Source organism: Rhizobium sp. BK176 (genome assembly GCF_024808055.1).
Genome location: NZ_JANUBV010000001.1, coordinates 1,226,144 through 1,246,583 on the forward strand (window position 1 = coordinate 1,226,144; position 20,440 = coordinate 1,246,583).

At 60.6% G+C, this 20,440-nt stretch carries 19 protein-coding genes and 21 tRNA genes; 19 read left to right on the top strand and 21 right to left on the bottom strand.

What is annotated here, in order from left to right:
• Positions 1–12: 12 nt before the first annotated feature.
• The 15 genes from FHT76_RS06720 to FHT76_RS06790 form a co-directional block, all read right to left on the bottom strand.
• Positions 13–624 (bottom strand): HAD family hydrolase, encoded by a 612-nt coding sequence (locus FHT76_RS06720; RefSeq protein WP_259185019.1) that lies wholly within the window; start codon positions 622–624, stop codon positions 13–15.
• Positions 621–1,280: a hypothetical protein gene (locus FHT76_RS06725; protein ID WP_259185020.1), complete on the bottom strand. Its 660-nt coding sequence runs from the start codon at positions 1,278–1,280 to the stop codon at positions 621–623. Before FHT76_RS06725 ends, FHT76_RS06720 begins: the two co-directional genes overlap by 4 nt.
• Entirely contained in the window at positions 1,280–3,064 is a 1,785-nt protein-coding gene (locus FHT76_RS06730; RefSeq protein ID WP_259185021.1) for a PcfJ domain-containing protein, read from the bottom strand. The genes FHT76_RS06725 and FHT76_RS06730 overlap by 1 nt, the downstream gene beginning before the upstream one ends.
• A 26-nt stretch (positions 3,065–3,090) precedes the next feature.
• Positions 3,091–3,164 (bottom strand) — tRNA-Gln (locus FHT76_RS06735).
• 96 nt (positions 3,165–3,260) lie between these two features.
• Positions 3,261–3,494, bottom strand: coding sequence for a hypothetical protein (locus FHT76_RS06740; RefSeq protein WP_259185022.1), 234 nt, complete (start codon positions 3,492–3,494; stop codon positions 3,261–3,263).
• Positions 3,495–3,533: 39 nt separating this feature from the next.
• Positions 3,534–3,621: transfer RNA gene (locus FHT76_RS06745), tRNA-Ser, on the bottom strand.
• A gap of 5 nt (positions 3,622–3,626) precedes the next feature.
• Positions 3,627–3,718, bottom strand: a tRNA-Ser gene (locus FHT76_RS06750).
• A 51-nt stretch (positions 3,719–3,769) separates the two neighbouring features.
• Positions 3,770–3,843: transfer RNA gene (locus FHT76_RS06755), tRNA-Gln, on the bottom strand.
• 3 nt (positions 3,844–3,846) lie between these two features.
• A tRNA-Ser gene (locus FHT76_RS06760) sits at positions 3,847–3,938 on the bottom strand.
• 6 nt (positions 3,939–3,944) lie between these two features.
• On the bottom strand, positions 3,945–4,139 hold the full coding sequence (locus FHT76_RS06765) for a hypothetical protein (protein WP_259185023.1): 195 nt from the start codon (positions 4,137–4,139) through the stop codon (positions 3,945–3,947).
• A 50-nt stretch (positions 4,140–4,189) separates the two neighbouring features.
• Positions 4,190–4,281 (bottom strand) — tRNA-Ser (locus FHT76_RS06770).
• Between the two features lie 260 nt (positions 4,282–4,541).
• Positions 4,542–5,348 (bottom strand): hypothetical protein, encoded by an 807-nt coding sequence (locus tag FHT76_RS06775; protein ID WP_259185024.1) that lies wholly within the window; start codon positions 5,346–5,348, stop codon positions 4,542–4,544.
• Positions 5,349–5,358: 10 nt separating this feature from the next.
• Positions 5,359–6,240, bottom strand: coding sequence for a cobaltochelatase CobT-related protein (locus FHT76_RS06780; RefSeq protein ID WP_259185025.1), 882 nt, complete (start codon positions 6,238–6,240; stop codon positions 5,359–5,361).
• A gap of 79 nt (positions 6,241–6,319) precedes the next feature.
• Positions 6,320–7,225: a hypothetical protein gene (locus FHT76_RS06785; RefSeq protein ID WP_259185026.1), complete on the bottom strand. Its 906-nt coding sequence runs from the start codon at positions 7,223–7,225 to the stop codon at positions 6,320–6,322.
• Between the two features lie 139 nt (positions 7,226–7,364).
• On the bottom strand, positions 7,365–8,549 hold the full coding sequence (locus tag FHT76_RS06790) for a DUF2333 family protein (RefSeq protein ID WP_259185027.1): 1,185 nt from the start codon (positions 8,547–8,549) through the stop codon (positions 7,365–7,367).
• Between the two features lie 287 nt (positions 8,550–8,836).
• On the opposite strand from FHT76_RS06790, the gene FHT76_RS06795 reads away from it, so the two are divergent.
• The 16 genes from FHT76_RS06795 to FHT76_RS06870 all read left to right on the top strand — a co-directional run bounded on the left by FHT76_RS06795 (position 8,837) and on the right by FHT76_RS06870 (position 11,398).
• Complete coding sequence (locus tag FHT76_RS06795) at positions 8,837–8,992, top strand: hypothetical protein (protein ID WP_259185028.1); 156 nt, start codon at positions 8,837–8,839, stop codon at positions 8,990–8,992.
• A 207-nt stretch (positions 8,993–9,199) separates the two neighbouring features.
• Positions 9,200–9,272 (top strand) — tRNA-His (locus tag FHT76_RS06800).
• Positions 9,273–9,294: 22 nt separating this feature from the next.
• Positions 9,295–9,390 (top strand) — tRNA-Tyr (locus FHT76_RS06805).
• Between the two features lie 35 nt (positions 9,391–9,425).
• Positions 9,426–9,502 (top strand) — tRNA-Pro (locus tag FHT76_RS06810).
• A 112-nt stretch (positions 9,503–9,614) separates the two neighbouring features.
• A tRNA-Leu gene (locus FHT76_RS06815) sits at positions 9,615–9,699 on the top strand.
• 18 nt (positions 9,700–9,717) lie between these two features.
• Positions 9,718–9,804, top strand: a tRNA-Leu gene (locus FHT76_RS06820).
• Positions 9,805–9,821: 17 nt separating this feature from the next.
• Positions 9,822–9,900: transfer RNA gene (locus FHT76_RS06825), tRNA-Phe, on the top strand.
• A 23-nt stretch (positions 9,901–9,923) separates the two neighbouring features.
• Positions 9,924–10,000, top strand: a tRNA-Pro gene (locus FHT76_RS06830).
• A gap of 15 nt (positions 10,001–10,015) precedes the next feature.
• Positions 10,016–10,100 (top strand) — tRNA-Leu (locus FHT76_RS06835).
• 101 nt (positions 10,101–10,201) lie between these two features.
• A tRNA-Tyr gene (locus tag FHT76_RS06840) sits at positions 10,202–10,286 on the top strand.
• 124 nt (positions 10,287–10,410) lie between these two features.
• Positions 10,411–10,484, top strand: a tRNA-His gene (locus FHT76_RS06845).
• 33 nt (positions 10,485–10,517) lie between these two features.
• A tRNA-Gln gene (locus tag FHT76_RS06850) sits at positions 10,518–10,591 on the top strand.
• 259 nt (positions 10,592–10,850) lie between these two features.
• A tRNA-Leu gene (locus FHT76_RS06855) sits at positions 10,851–10,937 on the top strand.
• Positions 10,938–10,943: 6 nt separating this feature from the next.
• A tRNA-Pro gene (locus FHT76_RS06860) sits at positions 10,944–11,017 on the top strand.
• A 165-nt stretch (positions 11,018–11,182) separates the two neighbouring features.
• A tRNA-Leu gene (locus FHT76_RS06865) sits at positions 11,183–11,267 on the top strand.
• Positions 11,268–11,321: 54 nt separating this feature from the next.
• A tRNA-Pro gene (locus FHT76_RS06870) sits at positions 11,322–11,398 on the top strand.
• Between the two features lie 59 nt (positions 11,399–11,457).
• Here the strand turns inward: FHT76_RS06870 and FHT76_RS06875 are convergent.
• Positions 11,458–12,477 carry a GGDEF domain-containing protein gene (locus FHT76_RS06875; protein ID WP_259185030.1) on the bottom strand — a complete coding sequence of 340 codons (1,020 nt, stop codon included), beginning with the start codon at positions 12,475–12,477 and terminating at the stop codon, positions 11,458–11,460.
• Positions 12,478–12,613: 136 nt separating this feature from the next.
• Here FHT76_RS06875 and FHT76_RS06880 point away from each other — a divergent pair, with 136 nt between their 5' ends.
• Positions 12,614–13,249 carry an ATP phosphoribosyltransferase regulatory subunit gene (locus tag FHT76_RS06880; RefSeq protein ID WP_259185031.1) on the top strand — a complete coding sequence of 212 codons (636 nt, stop codon included), beginning with the start codon at positions 12,614–12,616 and terminating at the stop codon, positions 13,247–13,249.
• Positions 13,250–13,303: 54 nt separating this feature from the next.
• Complete coding sequence (locus FHT76_RS06885; protein WP_259185032.1) at positions 13,304–14,182, top strand: UDP-3-O-acyl-N-acetylglucosamine deacetylase; 879 nt, start codon at positions 13,304–13,306, stop codon at positions 14,180–14,182.
• Here FHT76_RS06885 and FHT76_RS06890 read toward each other — a convergent pair.
• On the bottom strand, positions 14,171–15,115 hold the full coding sequence (locus tag FHT76_RS06890) for a hypothetical protein (RefSeq protein WP_259185033.1): 945 nt from the start codon (positions 15,113–15,115) through the stop codon (positions 14,171–14,173). The genes FHT76_RS06885 and FHT76_RS06890 overlap by 12 nt on opposite strands.
• A 58-nt stretch (positions 15,116–15,173) precedes the next feature.
• Here FHT76_RS06890 and FHT76_RS06895 point away from each other — a divergent pair, with 58 nt between their 5' ends.
• The gene (locus FHT76_RS06895) at positions 15,174–15,968 is read left to right on the top strand and encodes a hypothetical protein (protein ID WP_259185034.1); all 795 of its coding nucleotides are present in this window, start codon (positions 15,174–15,176) and stop codon (positions 15,966–15,968) included.
• Positions 15,969–15,975: 7 nt separating this feature from the next.
• Here the strand turns inward: FHT76_RS06895 and FHT76_RS06900 are convergent, their stop codons facing one another.
• From FHT76_RS06900 to FHT76_RS06915, 4 genes are all read right to left on the bottom strand, one after another.
• Positions 15,976–16,614: a hypothetical protein gene (locus FHT76_RS06900; protein ID WP_259185035.1), complete on the bottom strand. Its 639-nt coding sequence runs from the start codon at positions 16,612–16,614 to the stop codon at positions 15,976–15,978.
• Positions 16,601–18,823: an AAA family ATPase gene (locus FHT76_RS06905; protein ID WP_259185037.1), complete on the bottom strand. Its 2,223-nt coding sequence runs from the start codon at positions 18,821–18,823 to the stop codon at positions 16,601–16,603. Before FHT76_RS06905 ends, FHT76_RS06900 begins: the two co-directional genes overlap by 14 nt.
• A 67-nt stretch (positions 18,824–18,890) precedes the next feature.
• Positions 18,891–19,202, bottom strand: coding sequence for a hypothetical protein (locus tag FHT76_RS06910; protein WP_259185038.1), 312 nt, complete (start codon positions 19,200–19,202; stop codon positions 18,891–18,893).
• Positions 19,203–19,204: 2 nt separating this feature from the next.
• The gene (locus FHT76_RS06915; protein WP_259185039.1) at positions 19,205–20,374 is read right to left on the bottom strand and encodes a hypothetical protein; all 1,170 of its coding nucleotides are present in this window, start codon (positions 20,372–20,374) and stop codon (positions 19,205–19,207) included.
• Between the last annotated feature and the right edge of the window lie 66 nt (positions 20,375–20,440).

Below are 20,440 nucleotides of genomic sequence, written 5' to 3' on the forward strand. Positions count from 1 at the left end.
CCCTGCTCGAACCTATCCCTCGAGCATAGAGGGAGCGGCGGCATCTCTCAACGCCTTGGCGATGACGGAAAGCAGCGTCTGTCCCGCTCTCCGGTTGAGGTGGACGGCTTTCATGCCGGCGGCCCTCGGACCATCGACATCGGCCCTCTCGGTATCGCCGACAAAAAGGATGCGAGACGGATCGACGTCGAGGAGATCGACAACGGCATGGTAGATCGCAGGCTGCGGCTTGTACGCGCCGACCTCGTAGCTCATGACGTAGCCGACGGCGTTGGGAACCAGCTCCTTGACCCGTTCTCCATAGCCATGGGCGAGGTTCGAGCAGACCGCATAGGGAAAGCCGCGCCAGTCGAGCATGTCGAGATAACGCCCGACTTCGTCGAACAGCGTGACGCCCGCCGTTTCCACCGCGAGTTCGTCCGTCAGGGATTGCGCAAGGTCCGGCCGTCCGTATCTGGCCGCCAGCTCAGCAAGCGAAAGGTTGAGCGTCATCGCCTCTTCCCTGAACCGTCGCCGCTCGACATCGGCAGCCAGCGCGAGGGACTGGTAAGGGCCGTTTCGCTGGACCGGTGTCACCAGTGTCCCGAACGCGTCGAAGACGATCGCCTTGATCCCATGCCTCATGCAGCCAATCCCTCGAAAATCGGATCGTCCGCGGCCGCGAACGTCCTTGCCCTCAACTGACGGCATACAGCCTCGGCGACCTGTCGTCCGGTCATGCCGTATGCCATAGCCGAGATTATAGGTGTGACCGGCCACCGGCTTTTAAAAGGAATTCCGTGTCTTCTGGCCTCGATCGTTAGCTCCTCGCGCAAAAGGATGCCCAGCAGGCTCGCCGCTCGTGGCTGTTTTAGTTCGTCGAAGTGATACTCCCGCCCCGGCTTCCTCCATCTGTGACGCTCGGTCTGCCAGTAACCCGGCGCTGGCTCGGGATACGCCCATAGGCCGAGCGAACGGTGATCGTATTCCTTCAGCAGCTCGCCGGGCCTCACTCCCCTGGACCCGTTGTTGTAGGTGAACTCCTCGAACCATTTCTCGTGGGCGACCACGATGCAGCCATGAGTGCACGCGTCGAAGAACCTGAACTGGCTCTCGAGACGGGTCAACGTGTCGCGTTCGGATTTGATCTCGAAGGCGAAGACGTGGGCTTTGGTGACGACGGCGAGGTCGGCCCTGCATCCACCGATCGCCAGCTCGTGGATGATGCGGCCTTCTGGCCAGTGTTCTCGGCATCTGGCGATAACGGCTTCGCGGATCGCCTTTTCCGACGCGCTCGCCATTATGCCGTTTCCTTCTCGGCGATGGCCTGCGCCGCAATAGCGTCTGCATAGAGACCGACGACCTGATGCGCTACTTTCTTCACCAGTTCCGATGGCCTGCTGTTTCCAAATCCCTGAACCTGATCGAAGTATGCTGAGCCGTCTTCGAGATGGAAGCCGAGCGTCGACCTCGTTCCGTCTGGCTCCGTGATAGAATATACCCTGTATCGATCCCTGGCACACAGATGCGCGTATGAGCCGACGCAGTGGGCCATCTCGCCGCCCTCGATGGCCACTCCATCGTATTGATCGATGGGCCTCACCTTGCACTCGAGGATTTCCTGCGTCGGGACGAGCGATACCCATTCCCTTGGTAGGTCCTGATCATCCGGGCGGAAGTAATCATAACCACCGCCGGCGGCCGGCATCCTGTTTCTATACAATGCCGCCTGCTGTTGGTGCCATTCATGGCTTCTGCGGATGAGTGACGCCCATGTGGCGTTGCGAGCCGGCAGGTTGTCGGCGAAGCCTTGGGCGACGAGGAAGTCGATGACGTTGCCCGTTCCCTCGTTCTCGTAGGTGAGCGCCCTGACCATGCGGCGATATCCATGCTCGCGCCTTACCGCGGCCCAATGCGCTGCGTATGCACGGAACGCCGTGAGGAAGCGCTGGCGATCCTCCCCGACTTCCCCGCGTTCGAGTTTGGCGATCGCATCGTCCATCTGGTCCACGATGTTGGCGATGACGAGCACGGCCGTGTCCTTGGGGAGATTGAGCTCCGCCATCAGGTCGGTGACCAGATTGTTCTTTCGGCCCCTTGCCCATGCCTTGACGACCGTGCTTTTCGATCTGCTGAGCCACTGATACCCGCGCGACGACTCGAAAGGCGAGAACATGCCTCTTCCGACGTGCTGCGAAGGCAGATTGCGGATGGGGATCAGGTTGAATCCCGGATCACTGAGCGGACCGACCGGGTCTGTCCACTTCGCGGTCGAGAAAAGTTCGTCTCCCGCCCAGTAGTGGCGGGAGATATAGGGCAGGAGGGGAATTAGATTTCGCCGCTCCTTCCACACCTTGAGCACGGCATCGCGGTTGGCGGCGAAATAGAGGTAATCACCGATGGACATGAACTTGTGGTTCATCGCCAAGATCGCCCTGAAGAGCTCTGGGTCCCGGAACTGGCGAAAGAACTCCGCCCTCACGCCCTTGAGCGCGTTGTAGACGGCCTCCTGTCCCACGAATCCCTTTGCGGGCTTGCGCGTCCCTCTGGAGAACTTCGAACCGAATAGCTTATCGGCGAATGCGTTCCTCGCGATTTCGAGTTTTTGGACATCGGGAAACCTCTCCGTCGCCAACACCTCGGCCTCTTGCAACCGAATGTTTTCCGCCTCCGCCAAACGGGTGACCTCTGCCCTCCACGTTGCGGCCAGTCTGCTCTTGGTCTCGTTGAAGCCGACGGCATCGTAGAGCTTGTCGAGGATGAACTTCTTGGCACCGTTCGCGACACCATGGCTGAGGTTGTGGATAGGCCAGACCGGGATGGCGTGGAAGACGCCGTTCGGTTCCACTTCGTACCAGGAGCCGAGGGCGTAATCGCGCTCGAACGTCCCGACGGCCCCCGTTTCCAGGTTGCGGGTCATCATCCACGAATTGAAGATTTTGATCCTGGTCTCGGTCTCTGTCGTTTCGACCTCGTAGACCTTGAGGATTTTCGCCTCAGACGAAACCTTCTTGAGGCGCGCGTACATGTCGCTCGCCACCTTGCTTCCGAAACGAGACTTCGTCTCTTTTCCCGGGTCTTCCATTTGCAGCCCCCGAAGAGGGGGAAGGTTGGCTGGGGCTCCTGGATTCGAACCAGGGGTCTCGAGACCAAAACTCGATGCCTTACCGCTTGGCCAAGCCCCAATATTCCTTCCGCGTTTGATATCCAAGGATACAGGGACAACGGAAGGGAATTCAATCATTCAAGACCCCGATTTTAGTTCCGGGGTCTCCATTTATCTACGCGACGGCGTAGTCGGGCCGTTGTCGCTCTGCCTCGATCCCGGCGAGCTGCTTGCGGATGTAGCCCATAAGGCCCATTGCCGGGATCGAGGCGTCGAAGGTGGCTTCGCCGAGGGTGTTCATCGGGACCGGAAACTCCAGTCCAAGGGCCGTCTTGTACCAAAGACTGCCCGATCTGGCCCTTACGAAGTGGCAGTCGCCTGCCTTGATATGCTCTTTCAACGTCTTCATTTCATTCCTCTCGCGCCCTGCGGCGGCGTCTTGCTTCAATGGCGGAGGCGGTGGGATTCGAACCCACGAGACCTTGCGGTCTTCCGGTTTTCAAGACCGGCGTGATCAACCGCTCTACCACACCTCCAATGATGGCGGAGACGATGGGATTTGAACCCATGAGGCCCCTTGCGAGGCCTACCCGCTTTCCAAGCGGGCGCGTTCAACCACTCCGCCACGTCTCCGTATTCCTGAGGGCGATCGGTTGATTACCGCCCGTGTGTTCTTCAATTGTGTGGCTTTGGAACCTGGATTCGAACCAAGACCAATGGATTCAGAGTCCATCGTTCTACCGTTAAACTATTCCAAACCATGGCGGAGATGCTGGGATTCGAACCCAGGGACCCCCTTTCGAGGGTCGCCCCCTTAGCAAGGGGGTGCCTTAAACCACTCGGCCACATCTCCGTATTCCTAGACCCCGGCTTGCTCGCCGGGAATGCCCCGTTCGAGCGAAGCGACGACCTTGCGGACGTCGGCGTCCTTACGTGGCCTGGGGGCGAATGCCTCCCTGCCCATAGCGAGTCGCTGCTTGATCATCTCGCGCGCCTCTGCAACCGTAAGCATCACTACCGTCCTGCCGTCTGCGTTCACTCCCACGGCCTGCATCTTCCTTCTCCTTCAATTACAAGTGACTGATATCACTTGCATATTATCTGTGGCGGAGACGGTGGGATTCGAACCCACGGACCCCGTTTCCAGGGTCACCCGCTTTCGAAGCGGGCGCGTTCAACCGCTCCGCCACGTCTCCAAGTTGTATGTAAGGGTAACAAAAAACCCGCCTCGAAGGGCGGGTCTCGTGGGTCTGAAATGACTGATCTAAGCGATCAAATTGCCACTCCATCGATACCGCACGCACCCGCGATCGAGTTCGAGGAACTCGACTGACTGGATTGCTGTTGCGATGACGAAAGGGCGAACATTTCAATTACTCCGTTGTTGAACCCAACATGCCCAGGCGCGGCGAACAAGTCAACACCCCAAACGAACTTTTTTTCATGACCCCAAAAATCATGGACCGCGCGGCCCTGGTTTAGGTGTTCTCGGCCCTGGCCGGCTGGAGATCATAGGCTCGGATAGCCGCCCGGGATTGTAGATCGCCACACCGCCGACCGACCGGTCGTAGATGCCGTCGATCCCGAGCGCTCGCGCACGCCTATCGAAGTCGGCGGAACCGAGGTGCCGCATCAGGCCGCTCTTGTCCAACGCCGCGGCATCGTCGGCGTTACGCATGTCGAAAATCCGCGCGCCCTCTTCGATCGTAACCTCGATGACAGTCCCGCCGCTTGCGTCTCCGGAAAATTCGGCGTAGTTCGACGTCGCGAGCGCTTCGTCCTCCGCGGCATAGAACGCCCTGCCGAAATATCCGTCCCCGCGTGCCGCGACGATGCCGTTGTCGATAATGTCGTCGGCGTTTTCACCCGTCGTGCCGTGATAGACGGTGCGCCCGGCCCAGCCGATCGATCCGCTGGGAACGCCGTTGTTCAAATACCTGGAAGCCATACGGATGGCATGGGCGACCGCCTCGATGTCGGACCACGTCAGGTTTCCGCCGATCGACGGGCCTCCTCCGACCGTAAGGTGCGGAAACTTCGCGGCGACCTCGGCCGGGAGGTCCATCGTATGGGGATCGACGACCGTTCCATGAGGACCGTCGATCTTCGCCTCGACGGTTTCGTAGTCCTCGAGCGCGTCGAGACGTTCTTTCGGGCTGCATTGGTAACCCGCCTTGTCGGCCTGGATCGACATGAGCCACCCATGGTCCCAGGTCATGGGCGGGAAAAGCCTACCGCCTTCTTCCGTCCTTCTTGTCGTCATAAGGTTCCCTTCAGATCGCCGGCGCTGCCGTGATCCGTGTTTCAGGTTCAGGATCGAGAACCTGCATGACGGCCACGCCGATCGCCTTTGCGATGTCTCCCGCCTCCATCCCCGCCGATACCGGAGCGCGGTACGTGTCCTGCCTTGCGAGCCAGTGCTCGTTGACACCGATGACGACCTGCGCGAATTCCAGCGCGTCGCTCGCGTCGATCTCATCAACGACGGCCTTTAGGTGGTTCTTCAAGAACCGGCTGTCCTTGGCGTAGCGCTCGGACGTCTGGCATCTTGGTTCGAAATCGTCCCCCACAGAGACAAGGAGCTTGCGCTGGCCAGGACGGGAGACGAGGCGGTTGGTCGCCCAGATGATCGCTTCGCCGTCGAGGTTCTCGTGCTGAAGGTGCGGACTGTCCGTCCCCATGGCGATGATGTTCCCCGGCGACCGGGTCGATGGAACATGCGCTTCCTTCACGACGATATGGAGCAATTCGGAAAGACGCCCGGGATTGTCGATCGTACGGTCCGTTTGGAATTGGTCGTTCGGTCGGTTCGTCGCGTTCGTCGTATGTCCGAGGACCTCGACGCTCGCGCCAAGGCCCTCGAGGGCTTGGGTCGCCGCCAGGACGCCATAGGACATCTGCGCTATCGGCCGGCCCCGCATCGATCCCGACAGGTCAACGAGGATCGTTACTGCGAGACCATCCTGCGGCTGGAGATCGGCGGCCCATTCCACACCATTCGCCACGCTATCGCTGTTGTCATATCCGTGGAAATCGAAATGGGTGTTGAGCCGCTCGATCGTTTCGCGGTCGATGAGATCGCCGATGCGGCACTCGCGGTCGTACTTCTTTGTGTAGACCATGTACCTGGTCTTCTTGGCAACGTCTTCGAACACGCTCAAAGCCTCCTGTTTCCAATGGAAACTAGCCTGGTGTCCGGCATGGAGCAACGAGACTGCGGCCGCTCGCGCCCAATTATTGCGCGAGGCGGTTAGCCGTCGTCAGCGTGTAGGACGCCGCGGCGTTCATCGACGAGAACATCTTCGCAGGGGTGTAGTCCACCGGCGGCGCGCCGATACCGCCCGATCCGTACATCCAAATCCAGAGGTTGCCGTCTGTGACAACGCCTGGATTCTGAACGCCTGTACCGGAAGTGGCCGCCGAGCAGTTCTGCGCCGGATCGAGCCGCGTGGCACGGGTGATGTTTGTCGTATCGATGGTCGTGGCGCTGACGACCTGCGCGTTGCAGTTATAGGATGACCGCAGGATCGACGCCGCCTCCGCCTTGAACTCGTCGAACAGGATGCGCTCGCCCGTTCCTGCCGCCCACCAGGCGCTGTCCTTCTTGATCATCGTGGCGATGCGCCTCGATTGCCCAGTCACCGCCGGCGTGGTGAACGAAGGATCGCCTTGCAGGATGGTCAGTCCGAGCGTCGCGAAGGCCACGGCACGGTTCTCCTCCTGGTCGCTCATCGCCGTGTCGAGGCAATGGGCGGCATGGTAGAGGTAGAGCCAAGCCGACATCGAGGTCTCGCTCGGATACTGGTCTTCGCGCACGAAGCTCCCCGTGAAGGCTTCGCCGACATAGCTCGGGTCGATGTTGTCGATGGGCGGCAGCAGCGCGCAGACGCGTTTGGTTTGTCCCGTGGTGCCGACCTTGTACTCGATGATCTGCGAAAAACCCGACGGCTCAGTGTTCTGCGTCATGAACCGCATGTCCTCGTCGCAGAAGTTGTCGCCTGTCTTCTCGCACAGGATCGCTGCCGAACGCGCCCAGAATTCCTGGGTGTTGTCAACGCGGTCAAGGGTGGCGATCGGCACGCCGCTGATGCTCTCGAGAGCCGCGACAAACGATATGACCGCTGCCTTGATGCTGAACATACGTGGTACTCCGATCGGTGGTTTACCTGAATTATAGACCCGGGTCCCCGCGTTTTCAAACGCCTAATCGAGGACTCCGAAACGACGAAGCCCGCCGCTTGCCATGGCGGCGGGCTTCGAATTTCCTGCCCCTCGGCGATCAGCGACCGAGGATGTCCTGAATTTCGTCCATGTTGACACGGGCGCGCAGGATGCTTTCGGACATCACCGCGAGGTGGGCGGGCATCAGGAACCCGTCGCGCGCGCCGTTGGATACGATCAGCGGGTCGAGCGCCGCCGCTTCGGCGACGTGGGCCTCGAGACGGTCCCACACGTCGGTAAGGCCGCGCGTTTCGATGACGTACTTGAAATCTTCACGGGCCGCCTGAAGCAGGCCGTGGTAGGCGTACATCTGTCCGAGGGCTTCGTAGTAGAGATTGTCGGCCTTGAAATCGAACCAGCCGCGGTTGTTGCCCTCGCCCGGGACGAAGGTGTCCGTCTTGGGGTCGTACTTCCACGCCGTTGCGCGCTTCGACAGCTGGTCGACGACCGAGCCGAGGTCCTTGGAAATACGGTCGAGATATTGACGCAGGTTGTCCGAACGGGTGTCGAAGAGGGCGTCGCCCTTCTCGAGACGGTCGTTGAAGCGCTTGTAGGAATCGAGCGACTTCTGGAAGACGTAGTCGCTCGGCTGTACCGGACCGAACGGCAGCGCCTCGTCAAATGGGTTGAACCACCAGGTCTCGTCGTCTGTCTGGAGGTTGCCACGGGCGAGCTGGAGATCGCGGTCGGCCTGCGACGACGCGCGGACGCGGCCGAGGCTGTCCGTCAGTTCGACGGCGGTCCGGCGCAGCGCCGAAAGCAGACCGTGCTGGAAGGACGCCTTGTTGTCGAGGAACGGTGTCTCGTCATAGGGAAGCCCGAACAAACCGAACTTGTACTGCGGCATGGAGGGCATCCAGCGGTTTTGATTGATGGCGAAATCCAACAGGTAGATTTCCATGTCGACCATCATCGAACGGTCGTTTGTTCTGGGCGTTTTGGCGTCCCCGCCGATCTCGACCTGCTCGTCGCCAGAGTGCGTGTTGGTTACGCGGATGACCTTCTTGGGGTAGGAAAGGTCGAAGCCGCGGATATAGGAAGCGTTCCAGACAAGCGGAGCAGTCCATACGAAGACGGCGAACAGGACCAGCAGTTTGGAACCGTAGCGGATCATCCACCAGCGGGCGCGCGCTCCCGTGTCGGCGTCCTTCGCCGGGGGAAGGAACCACGCGCGGATGGCCCGGATGCGGTTGACGGGCGCAAGCGCCGCCGTTTTGAGAAACGAGATGATTGGTTCGAACATGCGGGTCTCCGACATTGCGTTGAGGTCTTTAAATATGCTCATTCGCATCATGTCAACGTGTATTCCTAGACTCCAGTTCCGCATTTCCGCAATTGGTGGACTTAGATTTGCGATCCACGCCCGCTCGCGCACGCGAGGACTTTATATACCTTTACGCTCGTACGGCGGTTTCGATTATTTTTCGCTTTTCTCGATTTTTTTGATGACCCGGGCGTTGACACATCCGTCGAGGTCACGTATCGATAGGGACAGATACGAATTTCACGCCAAGATGGCAGGACACGACAATGACCGCGACGGTAAAGGCAGCAACGAAGAATACGGCAGGCGCTTTCAGCGTCCAGTCGATCTTTGCTGCCCTCTATCATCTCCCATTGTATCTCCTGCCGCCCCATACGGGCGGTCAGCGGACTTATCTTGGCGACGGCGGCACGATCGTATGATCTAAAAAACCACCGGAGTTCAAAGAAGAGGCCCCCGCTGACCGACGTCGCGGGGGCCTCTTCTTTTTCGTTCTTCAATCCTCAAACCGAAAATGCTGGTCGCGGTCGCCGCGGCGGTCCCAACGGGGACAGTTCTTTGAAATCGTGGGTATCCTTCGGATGTCTCCCCGCCAGGAGGCGTCCGGTTTGTAAACAGAAAAACGGATGGTGGCCGTAGATCAGTCGGTAGATCGCCTGGTTGTGATCCAGGTCGTCGCGGGTTCGAGCCCCGTCGGTCACCCCGTTTTTCGTATGGCCTCTATGGGTGAGCGGCAACGACGGATTAGGAGTTGCACCGGACTGTAAATCCGGAACATCGTAATGGTACACTGTGAGTTCGAGTCTCTCCTCACCCACCATAGGTCATACGAAAAACGGGTGTTTAACACCGTTTCGGAGTGTAGCGCAGTCTGGTAGCGCATTCGGTTTGGGACCGAAGGGTCGGGAGTTCGAATCTCTCCACTCCGACCATTAACCCCTTGTGGGGATTATACTTTCAGGTCTGAGAAGACCCGAATGAAATGCCTCGCGGAAGACCTCGGCTCTCATGCCTTGCAGGTCTTCCGCGGGACGAAAGGACAACGCGGGTGTGGCGGAATTGGTAGACGCGCCGGATTTAGGTTCCGGTACCGCAAGGTGTGAAGGTTCAAATCCTTTCACCCGCACCAGTCCTTTCAAAAGAGTTCGCGGATATGGCGGAATTGGTAGACGCGCAGCGTTGAGGTCGCTGTGGGAGAAATCCTGTGGAGGTTCGAATCCTCTTATCCGCACCATCTTATTGTAGACGCCGGCTCCAGTGGTGGAACTGGTAGACACGCGGTGAAAACCCGCAGCCGAAAGGCTTGAAGGTTCAAGTCCTTTCTGGGGTTCGGCGTCTACAATACCAGAGGATCGGGGTGTAGCGCAGTCTGGTAGCGCGTACCGTTCGGGACGGTAAGGTCGGAGGTTCGAACCCTCTCACCCCGACCAAAAATTCATGACTTAGCGGTAGTGGCGGAATTGGTAGACGCGACGGTCTCAAAAGCCGTTGTCGAAAGACGTGTGGGTTCGAGTCCCACCTGCCGCACCATCAAAAAGTCCTCCGCAAGGAGGAAGAAATTGCCAGACGGAGGGGAGTGGCCACCCCGGAACGGGACCGCGCGAGCGGCTGCACGATCCGAACCGTCGATTGGGCAGGCTGGCATCGGTTGGAGCCACCCGGACTGTAAATCCGGCGTCTTAGACTGTGTAGGTTCGAATCCTACCTTGCCCACCATTTTCAACGACTTAGGTCGTTCCATGGGTTCCGCTATCCTTTGCGGTTTCCTGTGAGGAAAACAGGAAGTGGTCCCGTCAGGCGCGCATGTTCGCAGCCGACGGGACCACCGACAACGGAATGTGCTTGGGTAGCTCAATGGTAGAGCGCAGGATTGTGGCTCCTGATACGAGGGTTCGATTCCCTCCTCGAGTACCATCATTTCAGATGCCTGCGTGGGTATCTGTTGTCGCGGAGGTAGCTCAATGGTAGAGCGTCGGTCACTGGGACCGCAGACGAAGGTTCAAATCCTTCCCACCGCGCCATTGTTTTTGGGGACGTCCGCCTGGGTTTCGGCATAGGCACCGGGAAACGGAAAACCGGCTCGGGTAAAACCGGGACGCGGCCAAATCGCAAGTGGGGTCTTTGCGGATGCACCGAAACAGCCAGTGAGGGCCGAGTAGGGAAGCGCGTTTCAAACCACTTTCGAGCCTCTGGTAATGCGGAGGTCATCGCGGTCTGCGCGGGTTCAAATCCCGTCGTCTCCATCATACTAAATCACGGCTCCGGCCGTGGAAACGAAATGCGGATGTGGCGGAATTGGTAGACGCGCGGCGTTCAGGTCGCCGTGATTTAACGATCGTGAAGGTTCGACCCCTTTCATCCGCACCACCACTACAGGGTGTAGCGCAGCCTGGTAGCGCGGCGGCTTGGGTAGACGCAAGCCGGGGGTTCAAATCCCTCCACTCTGACATTCGACGGCCGTCGGGATAGTAGGTCCATCAGACCTCTCCCGGCGGCCTGTCGCAAACGGAATTCGCCGAAAGGCGATGGGTCAGGGCATAGCTCAGCCTGGTAGAGCGATCGCATCGGAGGCGATAGGCAATGTGAACAGTGCGGGTATACCTCGCATTTACGCGGAACTGGCGAAATCGGCAGACGCGCTGGATTTAAAATCCGGTGCCGCAAGGCGTGAGGGTTCAAGCCCCTCGTTCCGCACCATCAAGTTCGTACTCAAGTTGACTTCGGCGACGCCATCGTCGAGCTTGAGTTATTCGGGGTATAGCGCAGTCTGGTAGCGCGAACGCCTGGGGGGCGTTAGGTCTTCGGTTCGAATCCGGATACCCCGACCATTTCCCTTAACTTTCAGTCATTTTGCCGAAGGCAGCCTCTGACGTACCAGTGCTGCATTCTAGCCTTTCTTGTACATCAGGAAGCGTTCCGTGCTGTGCGTTCCGAGTTCGCCCGATAGCGTCACGCGGTTGCGGCCGGTTTCCTTCGAACAGTAGAGCGCCGCGTCAGCCAGCTCGTAGAGAGCCTGCGGCGTTTCGGCGTCGTCTGCCATCGCCGCACCCACCGAAACCGTCACCTTCCTGGATTTTCCTTCGTGCCGGGTTATGATGCCGAGCTTTTCGACAGCCTCCCGGATGCGCTCAGCGGCACGGCGCACTTCTTCGATGTTCGTCTTCTTGAGGATGATGGCAAATTCCTCGCCGCCAGTCCGCGCCACCACGGTATCCTGGCGCATCGATCCGCGCAGGCACTTGGCCACGACCCTGAGGACCTCGTCGCCGCCGGCATGGCCGTGCGTGTCGTTGATCGACTTGAAGTGATCGATGTCGAGCATCACCAGGCCGAAGGAGTTCCTGCTCTCATTCGAGTAGACCATCGCCAACGACTCGTCGAATGACCTCCGGTTGGCCAGTCGCGTCAATTCGTCCGTGTTGGCGATCAGTCTCAGTCGCTCGATCTCGTTGCGCAGCTTGCCCAACTCGTCGACATGCGTCTCGACCTGCGAAATCGTCTTGTTGCCCGCGACGACCTTCCGTCGGCCGGCCTCGACCATCGCCTCCGCGACCTTCATCAGGGTTTCCGGCGGAATCTTGTTCGGGTCCTGCTGGTTGGCGAGCGACTCGGAAACCTTGTTCACGGCTCCCGTGAAGTTGGCCGCCTCCAGCTGATCCACGTTGAGCTTCGACAGCACCCCTTCGAGGTTTCTCAGAACGTCGTCCTGGTGGCGGCGCATATAGGTGCTGCCCATCGCTTCGGGAACGAACTTCTCGATCACGTCGTCGAGGTCGGCCTGGCTCGGGGAGTTGCCAAGCGCGCGTACAGCGCCGCGAAGCCGCTGGTCCGTGCTGGAGAGGCAGATGTAGAATAGATGGTAGTTCCGCGGAAGCGGAGAAACGCCAAGTCGGTCGATCATCTCCATGATCCTCTTCCCGATATGCTGTTTCACTTCATCAGTCATCATTTACCCTAAGTTGCAGGCTCGACAAACAAGGAGGATATCCCGGTTTCATGAAGTCCCTATAGCCTCAGACCACACTTTGCAAGGATCAGATCAAATGCTGCGCGGTACAAGAATTATAGAATTCGAAGAAGCTAAAGAGTTCGTTAACGTCATTAATAGACTTCGCGCCATCATGGCGGAAAGACGAATTGAAGAACTCATGTTTCCCTCTCTGTGGGAGGCGTCGACCTTCGACGCCAAGTTGGGTGCGGACAAAGAAACCCAGATATGGAGGTTTTCCGACCGCAAGGCAAGGGAATGCTGCCTAGTTCCTGAAATAACCGGCATGGCGCAGCAGATGTGGCGCGATAAATGGATGAACTCGATGCCAGACCCCTTCAGGTTCTTCTACGTGCAGCGTTGCTACCGTTACGAACGGCCGCAGATGGGCCGATACCGCGAGTTCACCCAGTTCGGCGTCGAAATCATGTCGCGGCGACCCAGGGACTACGCCGAAGAGGCGCGAGAGCTGCTGGCAAGGTGCGTCGAGGCGCTGGACATCGACTACGAATTCGTCCCCTCCGTCAGGCGCGGTATCGCCTATTACGTCGATGACGGCTTCGAGGCGCTGTGTCCCGATCTCGGCGCGCAGAAGCAGGTCGCCGGGGGCGGCGTCTACGCCGAGGGGGCCGGCTTTGCGATCGGGATCGATCGCGCGGTCCTTGCCCGCTTTAACAGAGCGAAAGAATAAGTGAGTGGATGTGGTCGGCCGGGGTCTCTATTTTCAAGTGGTAAGGAGACCCCCATGTCATCGATCATCAGCATTCCATCGGGCGGACGTTGCACGACCGCCAGCCCTGTCGTCATCGAGGGCGTCGGTCTTCACTCCGGTGCGCAATCCACGGTCCGCCTGGAGCCCGGCAGCGACGGTCTACGGGTCTTCGACGGCAACGCATTCATTCCCTTGCGCGACGTCTCCGTCGCCCGCACGCCGCGATGCACTCGCCTTGAGCTTCCTTCCGGACGCCGTGTCGACATGGTGGAACACCTTTTCGCCGCCCTGAGGATCGCGGGCGTCACCGACGCCGACATGTCCTTCATCGGCGACGAAGTTCCCGTTCTCGACGGCTCGTCATCGGTCTGGCTCGATGCCTTCGCCCGCACAGGCCTCACGCGCGTCGGCGGAGCGATCGAGTGCCTGCTTGTCGCCAAGCCCGTGTCGCTGACCGTCGGCTCCAGCCGCTTCTGCGCTTTGCCTGGCCAGTTCTCCCTCGACTGCACGATCGATTTCCCGAATGCCCATATCGGCCGTCAGCGCATAAGCGTCGACGAACAGACGCTTGGTTCGCTGGCCGTCGCCAGGACCTTTGTCCTCGAACACGAGATCGCGATGCTCAAGGCGAACAACCTCGCGCTTGGCGGCAGTCTCGAAAACGCCGTCGTCATCGGCGAGGCAGGCCCGCTCAATCCCGGAGGTTTCCGCGTCGATCTCGAATGCGCGCGCCACAAGGCGCTCGACTTCATCGGCGACCTGATGGTTCTCGGTGTACCCGTCATCGGCCGTTTCGAGATTTTCGCGCCTGGCCACTCGGCCAACAACGCCTTCGTCGAGGAAATGGCCACGTCCGGCGCGCTGCGCAGGGTATCGATCCTCGAGGCAAGCCCCGTCTCCCTAGCCGCCTGAGTTCGGCCCCGCCTTCGGCTTTCTGAGAGCGTCCGCCGCCCTGAACAGGTGATCGGCGACGATGCTCTTGATCCGCTGCGCGTAGAGAAGGTCGGGGCCGTCCGTCTCGTCCATCTCCACCTGCTCGGCCCATTTGGAAATCTGGATCAGCGAGTTGGTCGGCATGATCCGGTCGGCGTTTTCCAGCGCGATGATCTTTTTGACCACCTTCTGCGTCGTCGGGCGCAGGTAGGATATCGGAATGCGCTGCCCACGCGCGTCGAGCTGGAGGTTCTTCGGAATTTCCGACACGTTTTCCTGCGCCGCCAGCCCGTCCATTTCGATCGAGGACAGGATGCTCTTGACGATGGCTTCCGCTCCCGACTGCTGCGCGTGCCATCTATCGAGGACAGACTTCATCACCGGCACGCACTCCTGCGCCAGCCTCTTGTACAGTCCCAGCATCTCCGGCGTCATGTTGTAGAAGGCCGTCCCGAACAGTTTTTCGGAATTGTTGGTGTACCAGACGTCGTCGCGCTCCCACTTGAGGAAGGTCGCGCAGGCGGGAAACTCCTCGTTCTTCGTCCAATACTTCCCGTAGGCCACCGCGATCGCGTTCGACCTCGCATTGATCTCTGCGTTGATTTTCTGGACATCCGCGAGCTTCACGGCCCAAAGCTCGGCGTTGACCTTGTTCTGCAGGTTCACGGGTTGGCCGTTGCAGCTGACGGCGTTGGCCAGCAGGTTTGCGTAGTCCGCGGGCATCCAATGTTCGGGATACTTGCCCATCACCTTTCCGGCGTAACGGGTGAGCGCGGTGTGGAGCTTGTCCGGATCGACCGACGAGAGATAGGAGCAGCGGTCCGCCATCTCGTCCGGAGCGGCCGTCGCGGCGATCGGAACGCCGACCCACAGTATAGCGGATAGTATAATGGCCTTGGCTTTTGCTGTCATTGCTTCCATCCTCGAAGTATTACCATGATTGTCCACGGCGTGGCCGCAGGCAATCTGCATGTCGGAGGAATCGATGCTGGAAGAGGCTTTGAAGGTGATCGAGGCGGCGCGCGCGCTGCGTCTCGAGAAGAAGGGCAAGCTCAGCGGCAGCGGCCTCACCGACAAGCTGGCGCTCGCCCACGCGATCGACGGCCTGCGGGAGGCGATCGAGGAGTTCGACAGGCTGACGGGACAGGGGCTTGGAACGCCCGGTTATCAGGCGCGTCCGGACTTCGCGACGCCGCCGCAGTTCGACGACCGCGGGTTCGTTGAAAAGCAGGAACTCATCGACACCCGCGCGGCACTGCCGGGCATGGTTCCTGTCCAGGACGAGCCGGAACTGGATTACGAACCGGAGTTCCGCGAACCCAGCGCCCCTTCCATGTCGTTCTCTCCCTCGCTATCCATTCCCGCGGGAAGCGCCGGAATGGCTCTCGACTACTTGAACACCCTCGATCTCGGCGACATGGAATTCAACGACGGCGCTGAAACCGTCGGCGACTTCCTGGAATCCCTGGATATGATCGCCGACAAGCTGCAGTTCGCCGTCTCGAAGGTCGGCTGGACCCCGCGCCTCAGGGCGCTTGCGGAAGCCGCCAACGTGGCCAAGAGAAAGATGGTCATCGACGTCGCCGATGACGGATACTATGTCCGCGTTCCGGCGCAAAGCTGGTCGAGCCTGACCGCCGCGATCGCCGATGCCGCCACCGCGCGCGACAATAATCTCACCATCCCGGTCCCGACGCCGCAACCGCGAAGATCGCACGAACTGGACCAAAGGTACGCACCGAAACCCCCAGGCTACGGGTTCTGACGGCAGGTCAGTAGACCGCCATGCATCCGGAGGCGTAGGTCTGCGCCTCCTTGCAGACAGCCGACGCGTCGTCGTCGGAGACATCGTCGACGCTGAGGACGACTACATCGCCGACCGTCTCGATCGACGGGGTCATGCGCCCAAGCAGCTTGGCGTTCTGCTTGATGTAAGCCCAGTGGGCGAGCACGTCCTGCGTCGTCGCCCCCGAGTAGACCCCGATGGTGAGATTGACGCTGCGGACGTGGTCGGTGAAGGCGTTCTCGCTCTTCATGAAGGACTTCATGCCCTCGTCGAACTCCTGCCCCCCGTACGGCGTTCCGACATCGCCGCCCGGCGACAGATAGGCGAGCGCCGCAGCCAGATCGCCGTTTCCGCCTGTGACGGCCGGGATTGCCGGGTCGCGAAGGGTGGGAGCGGAGGCCTCCACGGGATCGGTTTTCAGGAACACGCAAAGCGCTTTCCGGTACTTGGCCGCGATCTGAAGCCTCCGGTCGGAAGGCGTGCCAGCCGGCAGGTCCTCGCGGTACACGATGCGGCCGTCCTGCGTGCAGGAGGCCCTGACGGAACCGTCGTCGGCCGCATAGGCTTCACCCGCAAACGCGAGCAGCGCCGTAGCCGTTGCGATCCCTATGTTAAGCAGCCTCATCTGCGGCGATCCTAACCCCGTCTTCCGTCGACTCCACCGTGAAGTCTTCGTTTGCGGAAACAAGGTAATCGAGGACCGGCACCCTTACAAGCCGTGAGAACGTCCTTGCGTGACGATTATTTGAAGACCTCAGCAGCGACGCGACGTGTTCTTCGACGCCTTCCCCGACCGTCATCCTGGCACCTGCCGCGGCCGCCGCCTCGACAAGCGCCGCGAAACCCTTTGTCGTCCTCTCCGTCGCTTCGTCGGTCGCCGGTTCGATCATGACGACGGTGTCGGCGTCGTCGACGATGGCCATGCCGAACATCTGGCTCTCCCCGCGAGACGCGGAGAAGCCGATGGAGGCACGCTCCGGTTCCGAGACCAGGGAGACGACGACCTGCACGCCACCGAGACCGGCGGTTCGGCCCGTCTTGTCTTCTACGTACCCGTTGCGTAGACATTCCTCGACGATGGCGATCGCAGCCGGATGGGCCTGCGATATGTTCCGCAGATGCAGGAAGCCGCCCGGCGAGCGTTTGACGACGTCGTAGAGGCGGCCGCCCTTGTCGTGTCCGATATACCCGACGGGTGCGCCGAGAAGACCGCTCGCTCCCGGGAGGTCGGAGAACTCGGCCATGTCGAGGGCCTCGTATCCTCGCCCCAACGCTTCGGCGGCTTTCTTGACCGGAGTTTCCTTGTCGGCCTCCTTGGGTCCGATGACCGCGATGACGCAACTCTCGCCGCCAGGTGCCGCCATACCGTTTCGGAGGGCGGCTCTCGCGATGACGGAGGCGTCGGTCGGCAAGGAGGCGATGGCCTTCGCCACGTCCGCCTGCCCGATCTTGCGGCCGATTTTCGCGGACACGCAGTCTGTGACGAGCTGGCGGGTGACGGACTCTTCGGTCGAAAGCGACGCACGCGAGCCGATGTCGTCGATGAGCTCGATGGCCTTGTCCGGGAGCCTTCGCTCCGGCATGTGGCGGATGGACAGGTCGAGAGCCAGCTCTATGGCCCAGTCCGGATAGGTCACGCCGTGGAATTCGGCGTAGCTCGGGGCGACGGACGACAGTATCTCGAGGGCCTGGACTCTCGTCGGTTCGGTCACGGTGACGGGCGCGAACCGCCTCGACATCGCCCCGTCGACCTCGAAGAAGCGCTTGTACTCGGAAAGGGTCGTCGCGCCGATGCAGCGAATCGCCCCCGAGGCGAGCGCCGGCTTCAGGAGGTCGCTTGCCGCCGACGCCGAATGGGCCGGCGATCCAAGAACGTGGATTTCGTCGATGAACAGGATCAGCCGCGGGTTTGCGGAGAGGACGGCTACAAGGTCCTTCACGCGCTCCTCGAGGTCGCCGCGGAACTTCGTGCCGCCGACCAGAGCGCCCATGTTGAGAGAAAGGATCGTCGCACCATCGAGCTTCGGACCCGCCCTGTCCTCCACGATCATGTAGGCGAGTTCCTCGACCACGGACGTCTTCCCGACGCCTGGGTCTGCGATCAGCACCGCGCTCTTCTTCTTGCGCCTGCCGAGGATGATCTGAAGCTCTTGGAGGATGTCTTGGCGGCCGTAGCTGCGATCAAGCTTTCCCTGCCTCGCGAGTTCGGTGATGTCCTCGCAAAAGGGAACCGCCGCGCCACCGCCGGCGCGCCCGCCGGACGGCTCGCCGAATTCAGGCTCACGGCGCTCCTGTGAGAAGGATTTGGACACCGCCTCCGCTTCCTGGAAACGGAACGACTGGAAGGGAAGACGCTCGGAAGGAGGAAGGCCGTCTGTCAAGCGGCGCGCCTTGGCAAAATTTCCGCCGGTCAGACCAGCCCTGATGAGTACCAGTCGCGCTTCGAAATCAAAGGTGCCTGTGTCGTGGACCTCGAGGACCGCCGCGATTAAATCGAGGACTCCGGCCGTGGTGGAACCCCGTGCGGCCGCCTTTTGCTGCGCTGCCTGGAGAGCAAAGATACACAGCCCGGAAAGTCCGTCCGACCTGCTCCTGGCATCCGGCGGACCGCCTGGCGAAGGCTGCTTGGCAACCGCCATGCGCTCGGCGATCGCCTCGACCGCGTCCTGGCGCAAATCGAGGTAGTTAACTCCGCAGGTGGATAGGACCCTCTGGAGTTCCGTGTCGTCGAGAACGGCGAGGAGAACGTGTACGAGCGATGTCGCCGGACCGAGATAGGACTTGGCGTAATCGCTTGCGGCCGCGATATATTTTTCTAGTTCAGACGAGAGCATGTTAATCCTGTCCACCTATTAAAAAGGCTAGGTGGACAGGAAATGAGCGTCAACTCGAAATCGGACCTCAGTCCTTGATTTCGACCGTCGTGCCGTCGACTTCCACGCCTGCCGCGAGGTCCTTGGCGGCCTCGAGGTCGAGGCGGCCGGCCGCGTCCTGCGAAACCTTGACGCCGTCTTCCGCGGACACGCCTTCGGTCTTGGCAAATCCGCCCTTTGCCGCGAATTTCGACACCGCGTCGACCAGGACGTCGCCCGGACGGTTTTCGGTGATGTCTTCTCGCCCGAGCCTGTGGATTTCGGTCGGAGACACCACGTTCTTGAACGTTTCGTCAATGACGGAGTCTTCGATTGTCGTGTCTACCTGCGGCTTACCCATTGTCATATCTCCTGTATGCCCGCGTCGCGGGACCTTCGCCTGAATGTCTGCAGCGGCCGTCTCAGGCCTTCGCCGAGGCTAATGTCCGATACCATTGCGGTGTGCTTTGCACGAAGCAAACGCTTTCCGTCCGATTCCACGATTTCGACGACGGTGATGCTGGTCAGGCCGCGGAGGTAATCCCTCGACGCGGCTGGAATGTTGGTCACCGATCCATATTGGATGCCGTTCTGCATGAACGTGATGTCCCGCGACCCGACCTGGATGAACACGCGGTCCTCCTGACGGAACCCGACATATGGAACGGCCATGAACGCCCTGCCGTCGCTGGCGACGACGATGTCGGCGTGGTCGATGCTCGAAGCGACGTGTTCCCTTTTGGGCGGAGCCGGCTTCTTCGGCGCGGACGGAGCGACCGCGGCGGCAGGTGCGGCTGCCTGTGTCTCTTTCGGCTTGCCGCTGATCACCTGCTTGTTGAACGCCGCCTCGTCGAGCTGCGGCCTGATGGCGTTTCGAACCCTGTCCTCGAACTTTTTGCGGTCACGCTCCGAAATCGCCGCAGGATCGATATTCCCGGCGACCGCCAGCTTGCGGACGCATTGCTCCACCCGCCACTCGAAATCCGGGATCGAGCGTCCGATGGCGTTCCAACCGAGAACGGGAAGCTTCTCCTCGAGCAGGATGAACCGGAACATGCCGAAGCCAGCGCCGGAGGTCTTGGCGGCTTCGCTCCAGAAACGACCCCTGTCTGCCCATGGTTCTTCGCCGATGTGCGTGGGGCGGGCCATGTCACGCGACCATCCCCACTTCACCACCTCGCGACGGGCTTCCCAGGGCCTGCGGAAGTGCTCGGCTCCGTGTGTCATGGCGGCGAGTATGGCCGGTCCGACGAAATGGAACTCGATCAGGCAGTTCAGGTTTCTCGCGTAGACCCCGTCGGTGACCCGGTCATGGGAAGCCCTGACACTGTCCCGCGCCTTTTCGAGTAGGTCTCCCTTGTGCTGGACAAGGCCGACCGCGGCGGCGTCAAGCGTCGTCACCGCCGTTCTCGCGATCTGTTCCGCATAGGAACCCGCCATGATTCTGAGCGCATGGGTACGATAGGCACCGAGCAGCTTCGTCAGCTCCCCGAGACCGGACACCCGCAACCTGTAACCGCGTTCGAATTCCAAATCAAAATACCCCTCGTAATCGATTAAGCCTCCCAACCGGATCGGCTTCAAGACGCGGCTTGCAAA